General features: G+C 41.6%; 16 protein-coding genes and 1 pseudogene. 6 read left to right on the top strand and 11 right to left on the bottom strand.

Annotation, left to right across the window (positions count from 1 at the left end):
* Positions 1–198 (top strand): annotated as a pseudogene (locus tag PUQ00_RS22715) (hypothetical protein); the annotation flags it as partial.
* A gap of 222 nt (positions 199–420) precedes the next feature.
* Here PUQ00_RS22715 and PUQ00_RS22710 read toward each other — a convergent pair.
* The 7 genes from PUQ00_RS22710 to rimI form a co-directional block, all read right to left on the bottom strand.
* Positions 421–972: a hypothetical protein gene (locus PUQ00_RS22710; RefSeq protein ID WP_300421076.1), complete on the bottom strand. Its 552-nt coding sequence runs from the start codon at positions 970–972 to the stop codon at positions 421–423.
* Between the two features lie 491 nt (positions 973–1,463).
* The gene (locus PUQ00_RS22705) at positions 1,464–1,649 is read right to left on the bottom strand and encodes a hypothetical protein (protein ID WP_300421074.1); all 186 of its coding nucleotides are present in this window, start codon (positions 1,647–1,649) and stop codon (positions 1,464–1,466) included.
* Positions 1,650–1,735: 86 nt separating this feature from the next.
* Positions 1,736–2,443: a hypothetical protein gene (locus tag PUQ00_RS22700; protein ID WP_300421071.1), complete on the bottom strand. Its 708-nt coding sequence runs from the start codon at positions 2,441–2,443 to the stop codon at positions 1,736–1,738.
* Positions 2,444–2,546: 103 nt separating this feature from the next.
* Complete coding sequence (locus tag PUQ00_RS22695) at positions 2,547–3,494, bottom strand: AIPR family protein (RefSeq protein WP_300421069.1); 948 nt, start codon at positions 3,492–3,494, stop codon at positions 2,547–2,549.
* Positions 3,491–3,901 carry a hypothetical protein gene (locus PUQ00_RS22690; protein ID WP_300421067.1) on the bottom strand — a complete coding sequence of 137 codons (411 nt, stop codon included), beginning with the start codon at positions 3,899–3,901 and terminating at the stop codon, positions 3,491–3,493. The genes PUQ00_RS22695 and PUQ00_RS22690 overlap by 4 nt, the downstream gene beginning before the upstream one ends.
* Positions 3,902–4,070: 169 nt before the next feature.
* On the bottom strand, positions 4,071–6,539 hold the full coding sequence (locus tag PUQ00_RS22685) for an ATP-dependent Clp protease ATP-binding subunit (protein WP_300421065.1): 2,469 nt from the start codon (positions 6,537–6,539) through the stop codon (positions 4,071–4,073).
* Between the two features lie 418 nt (positions 6,540–6,957).
* On the bottom strand, positions 6,958–7,509 hold the full coding sequence (rimI, locus tag PUQ00_RS22680; protein ID WP_300421064.1) for a ribosomal protein S18-alanine N-acetyltransferase: 552 nt from the start codon (positions 7,507–7,509) through the stop codon (positions 6,958–6,960).
* Positions 7,510–7,733: 224 nt separating this feature from the next.
* Between rimI and PUQ00_RS22675 the strand changes: the two genes are divergently transcribed.
* From PUQ00_RS22675 to PUQ00_RS22655, 5 genes are all read left to right on the top strand, one after another.
* Positions 7,734–8,858, top strand: coding sequence for a transposase (locus PUQ00_RS22675; protein WP_300421062.1), 1,125 nt, complete (start codon positions 7,734–7,736; stop codon positions 8,856–8,858).
* Positions 8,859–8,971: 113 nt separating this feature from the next.
* Entirely contained in the window at positions 8,972–10,381 is a 1,410-nt protein-coding gene (gene lysA, locus PUQ00_RS22670; protein WP_300421059.1) for a diaminopimelate decarboxylase, read from the top strand.
* A 6-nt stretch (positions 10,382–10,387) separates the two neighbouring features.
* Entirely contained in the window at positions 10,388–10,702 is a 315-nt protein-coding gene (locus tag PUQ00_RS22665; protein WP_300421057.1) for a hypothetical protein, read from the top strand.
* An 83-nt stretch (positions 10,703–10,785) separates the two neighbouring features.
* Positions 10,786–11,709 carry a diadenylate cyclase CdaA gene (gene cdaA, locus PUQ00_RS22660; protein WP_300421055.1) on the top strand — a complete coding sequence of 308 codons (924 nt, stop codon included), beginning with the start codon at positions 10,786–10,788 and terminating at the stop codon, positions 11,707–11,709.
* Positions 11,706–12,455, top strand: a complete 750-nt coding sequence (locus PUQ00_RS22655; RefSeq protein ID WP_300421052.1) for an isoprenyl transferase — start codon at positions 11,706–11,708, stop codon at positions 12,453–12,455. The genes cdaA and PUQ00_RS22655 overlap by 4 nt, the downstream gene beginning before the upstream one ends.
* Positions 12,456–12,602: 147 nt before the next feature.
* Here the strand turns inward: PUQ00_RS22655 and PUQ00_RS22650 are convergent, their stop codons facing one another.
* From PUQ00_RS22650 to PUQ00_RS22635, 4 genes are all read right to left on the bottom strand, one after another.
* Positions 12,603–12,848: a DUF2283 domain-containing protein gene (locus PUQ00_RS22650; protein WP_300421050.1), complete on the bottom strand. Its 246-nt coding sequence runs from the start codon at positions 12,846–12,848 to the stop codon at positions 12,603–12,605.
* Positions 12,841–13,026 (bottom strand): hypothetical protein, encoded by a 186-nt coding sequence (locus PUQ00_RS22645; protein ID WP_300421049.1) that lies wholly within the window; start codon positions 13,024–13,026, stop codon positions 12,841–12,843. The genes PUQ00_RS22650 and PUQ00_RS22645 overlap by 8 nt, the downstream gene beginning before the upstream one ends.
* 109 nt (positions 13,027–13,135) lie before the next feature.
* Positions 13,136–13,408: a DUF3143 domain-containing protein gene (locus PUQ00_RS22640; protein ID WP_300421047.1), complete on the bottom strand. Its 273-nt coding sequence runs from the start codon at positions 13,406–13,408 to the stop codon at positions 13,136–13,138.
* A gap of 111 nt (positions 13,409–13,519) precedes the next feature.
* Entirely contained in the window at positions 13,520–14,044 is a 525-nt protein-coding gene (locus PUQ00_RS22635; protein WP_300421081.1) for a J domain-containing protein, read from the bottom strand.
* Positions 14,045–14,254 lie beyond the last annotated feature (210 nt).

Genomic DNA, 14,254 nt, shown 5'->3' with positions numbered 1-14,254 from the left:
TTCTTAAATCGTAACTATAAGATGCTGGCATTTGTTTTTGAAGGTCATTTACTTCTATTATGTCCTAATCTATGCTTCGGTTGCTATAAACAAAAATTAAGCCCAAATGAAGCCCAAACTAGCTTTATACGCAGCAAATACGTCACGATTATGGGTCAACAAAGGCACTTCACATCTGATTTTAAATCAGTCGATTGATTGAAGATAAGTAGGTAGGCACAATTAAAGCAAACTACATAAACTTATGTAAAGCATCAAAAACGCTTTAAATATAAGCTTTTAAGCGATTTACATTTCTTAATTTAGTTGTATTTTTTAGCGCCCACCTACTTACAGACACGCTGGAAAAGATGTGAAGTGCTGATACACGAGTTGAGGTGACAGCTTAGGAACTACAAAATAGTCGAGTATGCAATTATGTTAAGTAGCCTCTGTTGAGAAAATAAAAACCTCTGCTGCTTGAGTCGGCCAAACAAATAGGTTTTGCTTTGCAATATCTAGGTCAATAGCAACGGCTTCTATTTGTTTTATAGAGTTATCTTGACCTCTATATTTGAGCAACGTAGTAAATTGACCAATTTCTAGACTTGGTTCACTAATGCGTATTTGCAGTGGCGGGTTAATTTGAATTGGTTCCCAGATTCCAGTTGCTTGATCAATTTCTATTCCAGTAAGATAATGCTTGGTAACAAATGTATTATCTAAATGATTCCACCATTCAGAAATTATCTGAGCTTCTTTAGTATATTTTGGTGTATTATTGCAGTACCAACGAATAGCATTGGAACTATATTTAATTGCTTCTTTAACTTTGTCTTCCCAATTCTCATCATTCAAGTCTAAGCTGATCATTTGCCCTTCAAATTTTGAGCGATCAATATACACGTGGAAGGCTGCAACATCTTCTCGGTGAGTGAGAACATAGCGACGTAGTTCATTGAGATTCATCGCTTCATACTTAGCTACTGTCATGGTTCATACCCTCCGGTTGGTTTAATCTCAAAGTCCAGATTTTCGCCAGCAAGTACGTATAAGTTTCCAGTACTTCATCTACCCTAACAAGTTCGATGTTTGTGTATGGCCATCCAGGGTAAATGACATTAGTAAGTCGATAACAAAGCCTGTAGAGTCCCTGAGTTTGTTCGTTTGTGGGCTTCATATCCACTTTACTTGATTTCCCTACTGATTATATCGGTAAATGATACCTGAAATCATCTGCGAAAGGCGATCGCATCCTTCATAGTGAATCTTAAGTCTTTGGGTAGGGTAATTGGTTTAGATTGACGTATTGTGACATGATTGCCTAACAAATTTGTCAAAGATTTACTTTCGCGCAAAAATATTGAAGGCAAAAAGGTAACAGATATCATTAAAGAAACTTAGTTGGCACTTATAACGCTTGCGTAAGTGATGTGATTTACGTAAGCGTTCTCAATCATATTCTCTAAAAACTCTCTAGTAACTCAGACCAATTCCGCAGCTAAAAGCCTACCTTCAATTGGTTCATACTCATCTTCTAATAACCATAATTTGGCTGCATTATAGTCATTACTAGAAAATACAACTTTATAACCCTGCGCCGGATCATAAATTTGGCAGCTATCTTCACTGTCGCAAAGCAATAAAAGAATATATGGAGGGGATAACATTAGATCTATCCATACTTCTGTAAATTCCCAGTTATTCTTCACTCGGTCTTGTGCGGGAGATGACACAGATTAGTTAGGCTTATTGTTTAATCTATCAATTTAACATTTGTTGCAAAGTTGGGTTTGTCATTATTCGCCATTTCAAATTTCACCTTTGTATAAGGAACTAACTTTGCCACATCTCCGTTGTAAGCGAGATTATTAAAATATACATTTTCGTATTGATACCCACGTTTGATAAAACCGTACCAACGCTCATTTTCCCCTTTTATCGTCAATATCGTTCCTGAATAAATCGTTTCAGCATCTTTTTCGGTTGTTGGAACTTGATTTTGGATAAAATATTCACGCGATTGTTTGATAAGCAAATCAGTGAATTCTTTATTGTCTTTGATACCATAGGCGCTTCTACTTTCAGCCCATAGACTTTGTGTTGCGTCAAAAACCTGCAATACCTTTCCTATCTGATTTTCAAACTGAGACTCCTTCAAAATATGTAACAACTTATCGCAATAGTAATCCAGACCTTTTGACTTTATAAGTTGTTTGGGAGGAAATTCGCCAACGCTATGCTTGAGTATTAGATAAAGATGTGCTTTATATGTTCTGTACTTTTTATCAATCCTTTCTTCCCTAAAATATTTTTCAAAAAAGTACCAAGTTAAAGCAGAAATGTAGTACGGATAGGGGCTGTGATCATCTCGGAAAATTTTTCGTTTTTCTTTCTCCCCAGTAAATTCTTCTAATAATTTAGCTTCGTGTCTGTGTGAATCATGAGGAGAATTGAGAAACATATAGTAATCCGCTTTGATTATTGAACTGACTTGCGTGGGCTGGGAGTAGGGAATAGGGAGTGGGGAGTAGGGAATAAGCCTTTTCGATTAGTACTTAATTTGTTCAAAAATCAAATAGGAGTCCTATAGCAACAAATGTTTGAGTCAAAACTCTCAAATTTACTATTTGTGTTTTATTTATAAGTGGGTCATTATTATATTGTTTAGCACGTCTTTCATAATAAATTTTTACGTCATTATCAAATGCCAGAAAAAATGGCTCTAAAGTTTCTTGATGAAAGATAAGTGTAGCTTCAAAAGCTTCGTCTAAAACTTGATTTTGCTTATTTGTTCCTCTAACTATTTTGTTTGATATACTCAAATTTTCTGTAGATATTAGTCTGACAAGTAGCTGTACTTTTGTAATATTTAAAGTATCTTTAAGATTGAAAAGAGAATTACTTGTTTGACAACCATTAACAATTTGAGGATTTTCGATTTTAACTAATTTGTCCCGAACTTGCTCAAAATCACTACAGACTATAGTGATACCATTGTTGCACAGCAAGAACATTTCAGGAGTATCTGTTATCGTTTTTTCAATTTCACTATTTACTGCTCCATTAGCACCTAAATAATCACGAACATTATCATTGAATAGAGAGCGGCGCAATGTTCCATCTTCTTTTTGCAAAATTTTCAGGAATTCTGAAGCATTACAAGTAAAAGCATAGGCTTTTTTAACGTCTGCCTTTGAGTCTACAATTAGAGGGAAAATATCAATAATATTCATCTGGACTTCAAATTTATTTTCCAATTCTCGGCAGAATTTAATCAATTGCCTTCCACCTAGAACATTTACTTCAACATTTTCAAAAAAATATCCACATTCTGTAAGTTCCTTGTTGAGCAATTTCAGATTTCCCTTAAAGTTTTCATCCGTCGGTTCTATTCCAGTGCTGACATAGTAAAGATAAATACTTGGAATTTTTTCAAGTTTTGAAATTATTTTCTCAGAATAGATAAAGTCTTTAATATCTCGAAAATCTTTAATTTTACTATTTTCTGTCAAGTAACCATCTGAAAAAAATTTTTTACACCAGTTCCAAAGGTGGTAAATTCTGAAGTATCAAACTTTGTCTGCATTTTGGACTGAATAAACACAAACTCAATATTTATTTTGTTATTTACTTGGGTAATTTGGCTTACTTCATCACTATTTCGCACTAATTTGTCATTAACCTTGATTCCTATTCCATCTATGCCAGTGTCGTAACCACCACCGATACAGACAAAATCTAACAATTCTGCATCTGCTGTAAAAATATCAGGGTAGTCTAAACTTAACAAAACGTAATTTACAAATTTTTCAAACGCTTTTGCATCTTTTTTTTTGTCTTCTTCAGAAGATGTACTACTAGTAACAATTTCAAATACTTTTTTGAAATTATTGAAATGACCTTTTAGAATAGGTTCCATTATTGTTCTCTCTATGTGAGTAAGCCAGAATAGTCCAGTATAATAACTACACCACCAGATGCAAAGTAGGTATTATTAATTTTTTTACACATACAAAAAACGGTAGAGCAATAAATACTCTACCGTTTTATAATTTTAAATCTGAGACTTAAATCCCAAACCCTAAATCTTACTCAACACCTTGGGGTAATAATTCCCGACGCTGTTGAGAACTAACTTGCACAACGCCATTTTCATCGACATCAACGATCGCAGTATCGCCATCCTTGATACGACCAGACAGAATTTCTTCTGCTAGGCTATCTTCTAACAGGCGCATAATCGCCCGACGTAATGGCCTTGCGCCGTAGCTGGGACTGTAACCTTCAGTGATCAAGCGATCCTTGAAGCGATCGGTGACTTCTAGGGTGATACCCTTGTCGGTCAGACGACCAAATACTTCCTTGAGCATAATTTCGGCGATTTGTGTTACCTCCGGCTTGCTCAACTGACGGAAGACGATAATTTCATCGAGTCGGTTGAGGAACTCTGGACGGAAGTACTGCTTCAATTCTTCGTTCACCAAAGAGCGAATCCGGTTGTAAGTTGACTCGCTGGCATCTTCGGAAAATTCAAAGCCGATACCACTACCGCCTTTTTCAATTACCTTAGAACCAATATTGGAAGTTAAAATCAGCAAGGTGTTTTTGAAGTCTACCGTGCGACCTTTGGCATCGGTTAACCGACCGTCTTCCAAAATTTGCAGCAGCATATTGAATACATCGGGGTGTGCTTTTTCGATTTCGTCGAACAACACCACGGTATAAGGACGCCGCCGCACGGCTTCGGTCAGCTGACCACCTTCGTTATAACCAACATAACCAGGAGGCGAACCAATCAGCTTGCTGACGGTGTGACGCTCCATGTATTCCGACATATCTAAGCGGATCATCGCTTCTTCGGAACCGAAGAAGTATGCAGCCAAGGACTTCGCCAACTCGGTTTTACCCACACCAGTCGGCCCTGAGAAGACAAAGCTAGCTATGGGTCGATTGGGATTTTTCAAACCGACACGAGCGCGACGAATTGCTCGTGAAACTGCTCTCACAGCTTCGTCTTGACCAATTAAACGCTGATGCAAGGTGTCTTCCATGTGCAGCAGCTTTTCAGATTCAGATTCGGTGAGTTTGTTCACCGGTACCCCAGTCCAGGAAGCGACAATGTGGGCAATGTCTTCTTCTGTAACTACAGGTTCTTCACCTTCTGTGCCAGTTGCATTGGTCTTGCTTTGAGCGATCGCCCGAATTTCGGCTTTAATTTCCATCTCGCGATCGCGCAATTCTCCAGCTTTGTCAAAGTCTTGAGAGCGCACCGCGTCATCTTTTTCTTTTAATATCTGACGCAGCTCTTTGTCTAACTCTTTGGCTGCCGGTGGCAGCTGGGAGTTAATCAAACGTACCCTAGAACCAGCTTCATCAACTAAGTCGATGGCTTTATCTGGGAGGTAGCGATCGCTAATATAACGGTCTGATAACTTCGCCGCCGCCACCAATGCTTCGTCGGAGATTTTCAGTTTATGGTGTTGTTCGTAGCGTTCGCGCAGACCATACAAAATTTCAATTGTTTCATCAACTGTAGGTTCGCCAACCATTACTGGTTGGAAACGCCGCTCCAGTGCTGCATCTCGCTCGATGTGCTTTCGGTATTCATCTAGGGTTGTAGCGCCGATGCATTGCAACTCACCTCTAGCCAAAGCTGGCTTGAGGATATTCGCTGCGTCAATAGCACCTTCTGCCGCACCCGCACCAATTAAGGTGTGTACCTCATCAATCACGAGAATGACATTACCCGCAGAGCGGATTTCATCCATGATTTTTTTCAAGCGTTCTTCAAATTCACCCCGGTACTTGGTTCCTGCTACGAGCAAACCAATATCCAGTGTGACTACGCGTTTATCTTCCAGGATGTCAGGGACATCTTTAGTGGCAATGCGTGAAGCTAAACCTTCAGCGATCGCTGTTTTACCAACCCCTGGTTCCCCAATCAGTACTGGGTTATTTTTAGTCCGGCGACCCAATATCTGAATCACCCGCTCAATTTCCTTGGCGCGTCCCACCACCGGATCGAGCTTATTGTCTATTGCCATCTGGGTCAGGTTTGAGCCAAATTCATCCAGAGTCGGGGTTTTTGTGCGCCCGGATGAACCGCCTGGTGAAACTTCGGCAGTTTCTCCCAACATGCGGATGACTTGGGTTCTTACCTTAGATAGATCCACACCGAGGTTTTCTAGCACCCTGGCTGCTACGCCTTCCCCTTCGCGGATTAGGCCCAACAGCAGATGCTCGGTGCCAATGTAGTTATGCCCCAGTTGGCGTGCTTCTTCCAAGGAGAGTTCTAGAACTCGCTTTGCCCGTGGCGTAAACGGAATTTCCACGGCAACAAAGCCTGATCCCCGTCCGATAATTTTTTCTACTTCAATTCGGGCATCTTTGAGATTGACGCCCATTGATTTCAGCACCTTGGCGGCCACTCCAGTGCCTTCGCCAATCAGACCCAAGAGGATCTGCTCGGTTCCAACAAAGTTGTGACCTAAACGGCGGGCCTCTTCTTGGGCCAGCATGATTACCTTAATGGCTTTTTCTGTGAAGCGTTCAAACATGGCATTTTTCCCATCACCTGCGGTCGTGCCGGTATGCTGATTTTAGCACAGGCAAAGCTTTTGGATGCCTGTATAACAGATTATAGACATCCTGAAGCTATGACTTGGGTTGATGGGCTAATTGTTAACTCTTGACTACTTTTATCTGGCTAGTGTACTGAGGAGCTTTAGTTCACCAGCCTTTTTGGGATTTATTACAAATAGTTGACTGCTGACATTCAGAGTTTTTTACTCAATCCCAAACACTTATATTTAACATATGTATTTTTTCAGGTCAAGTAAAAAATCACTATATACATTTATATTATATACTTATATAATTAGATAAGATATTCAAATATAAATAGTTGCAGCAAAGTTGCATTTTTTTGCTGAAGCCGATCGCTAGCCCCGATAATTTAAAATTAATCATCCCCAACTACTTAAAAAGCAAGTGCCAAGAGGATTTGTCCAGGCGATCGCTGATAATGGTATACCACTGGTCTAAAGTTGCTTGAAATTGGGGGTATTGTAAATCTGGGAGCCAAAGAATCAGCGCGTCCTCATCATTATCTTGGTAGTAGCGCCGACGCCGCCCAGCTGTTTTAAAGCCAAATTTTTGATATAAAGATATAGCCCCCAAGTTGGAAGCTCGCACTTCGAGGGTAGCTCGCTCCATTTTGCGATCGCAAGCTGTCTTAATGAGTGAATATAATAAAGCCGCACCCATTCCTTGACGGTGATATTGGGGATGAACCGCCAAAATTGTAATGTGGGCTTCCTCTAAAATTGACCAAAAGCAACCCATTCCCAGCAGTCTCGAATTAGAGACAGGGGAAAATAAACCCAGCAGCTCGCTGTTGGGACTGTCCAACTCTCGTTGGTAGCCCTCCATTGTCCATAGTCCGCCAAAACAGGCTTGATCAAGTTCTAACAATGCACTCAGATGCTCTGTTTTCAGTAATTGAATTTCTAAGTCTAATGAGATCACATTTATTGAATAAGATTACCGGAAAATTGGGTTTTGAAGCTACGCACTTCTAGGACGGCTTTTTCTTTGTCTTTAGGGTTGTAATCAATTCTCTGAGGATATCAGTTTTTGTTCTGCCAAAAGATTTGCAGTATTCCTCAAGAATCTTTTGCTCAAACTCTTCGAGCCTAAAATCTAATCGTTTTTTCATAAAATAGTACGTATATATAGTGTACTATATTAGCATGAAAACCCTGAAGTTCAAGTTCTATCAACACAAGCGGAATAGATATCTTAAGCGGTCAATTAATGCGGCTGGGGTAATCTATAACAAATGTATTGCTCTCCACAAACGCTACCACCGGATGTGGGGTAAACACTTGAATTGTGCAAAACTTCAGGCTCATATTGCTAAGTTGCGGAAACGTAACCCATTTTGGCAATCAGTTGGTTCTCAAGCAGTGCAAGACATTTGTCAACGCATTGAGAAAGCCTACCAATTATTTTTTAAACACAATAAAAAGGGAGTTAGACCACCAGGATTTAAGAAGGTCAAAAAATACAAATCATTCACTCTAAAGATTGCAGGATACAAATTTTTAGGTGGTAATCGAATCAAGATTGGGAATCGGATTTATCAATTTTGTCAGTCTAGAGAAATTGAGGGAACAGTCAAAACCTTAAGCGTTAAACGCACACCATTAGGTGAATTGTTTATGGTTATTGTAGTTGACGATACACCTCTTCCAGAAATCAAATTCACGACTGGTAACATAGCGGGATTTGATTTTGGGTTGAAAGTATTTTTAACCTGCTCAGATGGTTCCAAGATTGAATCTCCCCACTTCTTAAAGCAGTCTCTCAATGTCATCAAAAAAGCAAGTAGGCATCATTCCAAAAAGCTCATTGGTTCATCTAACCGAGAAGATGCGAGGAAAAACCTAGTACGCAAGTATGAGAATGTCTCTAATCGCAGGCGTGATTGGTTTTGGAAGTTAGCTTTATCCCTAACTAATAAGTTTGACGGACTCTGTTTTGAAACCCTAAATCTTAAGGGAATGCAGCGTCTTTGGGGTCGGAAAATATCAGACCTTGCCTTTGGTGAATTTCTGCAAATTCTAGAATGGGTTGCCAAAAAGAAAGGTAAGCAAGTCGTCTATGTGGACAGGTGGTATCCTTCTAGTAAGACTTGTAACAATTGTGGACACGTCCTGGAAAGTCTCTATTTGTCCGTCAGAGAGTGGCGCTGTCCTTCTTGTCAATCAGTGAATGGACGGGATGAAAACGCCGCTAAAAATATTAAAACAGTTGGGGCATCTACTGTTAGGTTAGGTGATGTCAGACAGGCACAGCCTGCAATTGCTGTTTGAGCCTATAATCCGTGTACCTTTAGGTCAGGGAGTATGTCAAAAACCCTTTGTAAACTGGGAATCAAAAGACGAACTCAAAGCCCGTAATTTGAACAAGGAAAAGTTTTATAGTTATGGTATCGACTCACCCCACTGGGGTTCAACATTCTGGAAGTCAATATTTACCTCAAAGGCGCGACACCAGCCCAAATCCATCGCCTAATCAAGAACTTTTACCCTTGACTGCCAGAGTTCATGATCATGATCTCCTGGAAATTGGTGGGTGTGATGTCACAACCCTAGTTAAGCAGTTTGGTTCACCTTTATATATTTTAGATGAAGAAACCCTGCGTTCGGCTTGTCAGCAATACCGAGATGCTTTTAAGCAATACTACAAAGGCGAATCTCAAGTATTGTACGCCTCAAAAGCTTGGAATTGTTTAGCAGTTTGTGCGATCGCCGCCTCTGAGGGTTTAGGAATCGATGTCGCATCAGGCGGTGAACTTTACACCGCGCTGCAAGCAGGTGTCAATCCTGAGAAAATCTATCTTCATAACAACAATAAATCTCGTGAAGAACTGATTTTTGCCACTGAAGTCGGTTGCACTATTGTGGTGGATAACTGGCACGAGTTACGCACTTTGGTAGAAATTGTCGAGAAGGCAAATTCCCCCTCTGTACATCCTCGATTCCTGTTGCGTCTAACCCCAGGTATTGAATGTCACACACATGAATATATCCGCACGGGGCAACTAGATAGTAAATTTGGCTTTGATCCAAGTGAGTTAGAGGAATTATTTACTTTTGTCAGAAAACAGTCTTTCCTTAACTGCGTAGGGTTACATGCTCATATTGGTTCCCAAATTTTTGAGCGCCAACCGCATCAAGATTTGGCTGCTGTCATGGTGCAGTGGCTGCGGGATGCCGCGAAATCTGGTTTAAATTTGACAGAGTTAAATGTTGGTGGCGGTTTAGGGATTAAGTATACAGAATCAGACGATCCCCCTAGCATTGAAGAGTGGGTGAAGGCGATTTGTGAAGTGATCCAAGAAACTTGTGTAGCCGAAAATCTGCCTTTGCCGAAATTGCTGAGTGAACCAGGGCGATCGCTAATTGCCACAGCTTGCGTTACTGCCTATACTGTTGGTTCATCCAAAGTTATCCCAAAAATTCGTACCTATGTGGCGATCGATGGAGGAATGTCTGACAATCCCCGCCCGATTACTTACCAATCAGTTTATCGGGCAGTGATTGCCAATAAAATGTCTTCTTCCTTAACCGAAACAGTCACAATTGCTGGTAAACATTGTGAATCAGGAGATATTCTGATTAAAAATGCCCTACTCCCAAAGACTGAACCAGGAGATATTCTCCTCGTTATGGGAACTGGTGCGTACAATTACAGTATGGCATCTAACTACAACCGCTTGCCTCGACCGGCAGCAGTTGTAGTAGCGAATGGCGAAGCAAATTTAATTTTGCAACGTGAAACTTATCAAGACTTAATTCGACAAGATCGCCTACCACAAAGACTAAAGAAATAGTCATTTGTGCCCGAAGTTCTGATGCCTGTCTTGAAAAGTGACGCTCCTGCAAACGCTCGTTCCTCTCTACCAGACGCTGCGCCAACGGCCCAAGCCGCCGCTCCGACTTGTCGCTGGGGCGGGCTGCGCCAACGGATAGCACCACAAAGAGCGAGTCCGCGTACTCCTGCAAAGAAGCAAGCTACGCCTTGGTCTCGTAGAGAGGGTCGGCTTTTGAGGCTCAGACTTCTCTGTTGGTCATTAAGAGCCACTGCCTTGCTCTGCTCAAGAGAGTTAAAGCAAGTGGCGTTCATTAGCCAGGAACTAATTACAAATGACTAATGACTAATGACTAATGACTAATGACTAATGACTAATGACTAATGACTAACTGTAATTAGAGGCAAAAGTGTAATCCAGATGTCATGAGAGATTGGTGGAAGCAATGGCTGACAAACCTAGGATGGTCACAGTCCTTGCTACTTGGGACTCTGGATATTGTCTTAGTGCTGGCGCTGACGTACATCATACTAGTTATTATTAGTGAGCGCCGGACACTGTGGATGGTGCGGGGGTTTATTATCTTAATGCTAGCCTCAGCACTAAGTGGCAGATTAGGACTACTTCTGCTAAGTTTTGTACTGGAAAAGTTGGTGATTGGTTGTGCTGTGGCGATGGCAGTTGCTCTACAGTTAGAGTTTCGGCGGTTTTTGGAGCAATTGGGGCGTGGCGAATTCCGCCAGTTGTTTCAACCCGACCGTTTGGCGATCCCCAAATCTGATAGTGTAATTGATGAAATTGTCGAGGCTGTTAAAGAATTGTCAAAAAACCGTATTGGAGCTTTACTAATTTTGGAAACCACAGGGCCAATTGATGAGCGAGATTTTTCTGTGCCAGGAGTAAAGCTAAATGCGGAAGTTTCTAAAGAACTGATCCAAACAATTTTTCAGCCGAAAACTTTGTTACACGATGGAGCGACATTGATTCGTGGCTCACGCATTGTGTCATCGGGTATAATTTTACCACTTTCGGGACGCACAGCCTCGCGCCAGTTGGGAACACGCCACCGGGCGGCAATGGGAATTACTGAGCGGGTCGAAAATTGCATTTGTGTCGTTGTATCTGAAGAAACGGGTTCCATTTCCTTGGCGGAACGGGGAACCTTAAATAGACCACTGACGATTAAAAAGCTGAAAGAGTCATTAGAGGCTCTTTTGTCCCCAACCGTCGATAGGGAAGCTGTTGCTCCTGGTTTATTGAGTTTTGTTCATCAGATAGGTGGGAAGACACTAGCACTAGTTTCACGTTTACTCAGATTACCATCGACCGCTTCTCGAGATAAAAAATGACAGGACAACAAACTAAACTGCAAGATTTGCCTACTGACTTAAAACGAGAACTATTGCCCCAGCACGTTGCGGTGATTATGGATGGCAATGGTCGATGGGCTAAACGTCAGGGTTTACCCCGGATTATGGGTCATAAGCGAGGAGTAGATGCTCTCAAGGATTTACTTCGCTGTTGTCAGGATTGGGGAATTCAGGCGCTGACAGCTTATGCTTTCTCGACAGAGAACTGGAAAAGACCGCAGGAAGAGGTGGATTTTTTGATGACTCTGTTTCAAAGAGTTTTGCGCCAAGAACTCCGGGAAATGGTCGAAGAGAATGTGCAAATTAAGTTTGTGGGAAATTTGCAAGACTTACCACGATCGCTCCAACAAGAAATATCCCGTTCAATGGCAGAAACCAAGGATAATCGCGGTATCCGCTTTTCCGTAGCAACTAATTATGGCGGACGCCAGGAGATTTTACAAGCTTGTCAGGCGATCGCCAAGCTTGTTCAGCAAGGTTTGCTACAACCCGATGAAATTGATCAACAGGTGTTTGAGAGCCACTTGTACACAGCCGGAATTGCTGACCCAGATTTGTTAATTCGCACAAGTGGAGAAATGCGCCTCTCAAATTTCCTTCTCTGGCAAATGGCTTATGGGGAAATTTACATCACGGATACTCTGTGGCCCGATTTTAACCGTGCTGAGTTTCACCGCGCCTTGTGTGCCTACCAGCAACGGGAGCGGCGGTTTGGGAAAGCCTAAAATAGTGCTGAGTAAGAAGTAATTCACTAAGGAAAAAGATGTTCTTTTGTATTAACTCTTCTACTCAGAACTCATAACTGGGCATTCAGTTGTGGGAATACCCACCTGACAACAGAGGCATCGCACTACACGATCGCTGATCGCTGGCTATACTTTGCTGCGAACCAAGTTCAACAGTTTACCCTGAACAGATTCCAAAATAAAATCTCGGATGTAATTACTGGCATTGAGAATTTCCACGCCAATCAACTCTCCGGCTGCATTCAGTTCAGCAGTGACATTTGGACTAATTTCAATACTTGCTGATTCTGGCTCTTCGGAGATTAGCAGATGAAGAATATCCTCTTCTTTGAAGTAGTTTATTTGTGGCAATTGTTGCTTGATGTCAGACATTTGTGATCAACCGTCCGGTTTTTAGACGAAATCGAATTTGTTGTCGATATCGTTCGCTGGAGAAGCGTAGGATATTTTCAATCAGATCAAGATCAAAGCCTCTTCCGCTTGCACAGTAACGAAGATAGGATGTCCAAATAATCTCAGGCATTGGTTCATGATTAGCGGTTGTTGTCACCCACTATTATTCCTGCGATCGCCCTCCTCCCTTTTCAACCGCAATTGCATCTTTCGACAATGGTAGCGATCGCTATCAACTTTTACGGTGAATGGTACTTCGCACTTTCTTATGGCCCTGAAAACACGGCTTGTTCTATATCATCGCGACTAAGGGAATATTTGAATGAGCGTTGGATATCTTGTCCATTTTCCCCGGATTGGACATATCGCACTACGATTTGCTCAACATCAAGCCATAGTTCAGCTTGCCAACTAGGCCGCTGCACCCGCCAGCAATGCCTCTGTGTATCGTCTTGTTGACAGCCTTGCTCTTTTAGCCACTGTTCAATTTGTGGCAGGGGATGATTATATAGGGGGGTATCAGAAGGAAGAAGAGGCATAGGAATTTTGGATTTTGGATTTTGGACTTTCCTGGGGAACGCTACGCGTAGCTTGCTTCTCCTAAGGAGTACGGCTACACTCAGTCGAACGATTTTGGATTAGAGAATTTTTTAATTTTTAATGATCATAGGGATAGTTGGTTGCGACACATGGATAATGTGCTGTTGTACAGATGGAGTTGGCTGTAGCAAATGGGTTTGGAAAGCAGCCTCGCCACGAGTTAAGCCGATGGCAACTGCTAATAACAGACAACCTACAAATGTTAACACCAGCATAAATAAAGCAAAGATTTCGCCAGATGAGAGGGGGCGATCGCTGGGATCGAGGTAAGCTGATTTTGACCATTCATCGGAACGCGAAACGGGATGATTCAAATCAGCAGGTGCTTGAATCACTCCAAAGCGGGAATAGCCAATTTTTAAATCGTACCTTAACCGACGTTCTGGATGGCTAAGGGTGGCGTAGGCTTCGTTGATTTGCTGAAATTTGGGAGTGGCGATCGCAGTAGGCAAATCTGTAGTATCAGGATGATAGCGTTTGCTCAGTTGGCGATAAGCGCGGCGAATGTCGATTACCGATGCCGAGGGATGCAGTCCTAGCAGGGAGTAATAAGTTGGTTTACTGCTTTGTGGTATTGCCCCGTTGTGATTCACGGCTGTTTGAGTCACTTTGGTCAAAGATATTTTTTATATTATGAACTCTATTCAGTTTACTAACCTGTTTTTGGGCTTTTTTCCATCGCCGAGAAGCCTTGATTCTTTTCTTCAAATTAGGCGAACGTTTTCGGCGCTTAACTTTACTCAAGCGTTTAATTCAGATATAAAGAGGGTGTTTTCCAGCCAGAG

It is taken from the genome of Nostoc sp. S13 (assembly GCF_029379315.1).
GTDB lineage: Bacteria > Cyanobacteriota > Cyanobacteriia > Cyanobacteriales > Nostocaceae > Nostoc.
The sequence above is the reverse complement of the archived record's forward strand: the minus strand, read 5'-3'. Positions and strand labels throughout refer to the sequence as shown.

Coding starts and splice junctions, on each gene's coding strand:
- PUQ00_RS22710 (WP_300421076.1), bottom strand. CDS start 972: ATGACAGTAGCTAAGTATGAAGCGATGAATCTCAATGAACTACGTCGC.
- PUQ00_RS22705 (WP_300421074.1), bottom strand. CDS start 1,649: ATGTTATCCCCTCCATATATTCTTTTATTGCTTTGCGACAGTGAAGAT.
- PUQ00_RS22700 (WP_300421071.1), bottom strand. CDS start 2,443: ATGTTTCTCAATTCTCCTCATGATTCACACAGACACGAAGCTAAATTA.
- PUQ00_RS22690 (WP_300421067.1), bottom strand. CDS start 3,901: ATGGAACCTATTCTAAAAGGTCATTTCAATAATTTCAAAAAAGTATTT.
- PUQ00_RS22685 (WP_300421065.1), bottom strand. CDS start 6,539: ATGTTTGAACGCTTCACAGAAAAAGCCATTAAGGTAATCATGCTGGCC.
- PUQ00_RS22675 (WP_300421062.1), top strand. CDS start 7,734: ATGAAAACCCTGAAGTTCAAGTTCTATCAACACAAGCGGAATAGATAT.
- lysA (WP_300421059.1), top strand. CDS start 8,972: ATGGTATCGACTCACCCCACTGGGGTTCAACATTCTGGAAGTCAATAT.
- cdaA (WP_300421055.1), top strand. CDS start 10,786: ATGAGAGATTGGTGGAAGCAATGGCTGACAAACCTAGGATGGTCACAG.
- PUQ00_RS22655 (WP_300421052.1), top strand. CDS start 11,706: ATGACAGGACAACAAACTAAACTGCAAGATTTGCCTACTGACTTAAAA.
- PUQ00_RS22650 (WP_300421050.1), bottom strand. CDS start 12,848: ATGTCTGACATCAAGCAACAATTGCCACAAATAAACTACTTCAAAGAA.
- PUQ00_RS22640 (WP_300421047.1), bottom strand. CDS start 13,408: ATGCCTCTTCTTCCTTCTGATACCCCCCTATATAATCATCCCCTGCCA.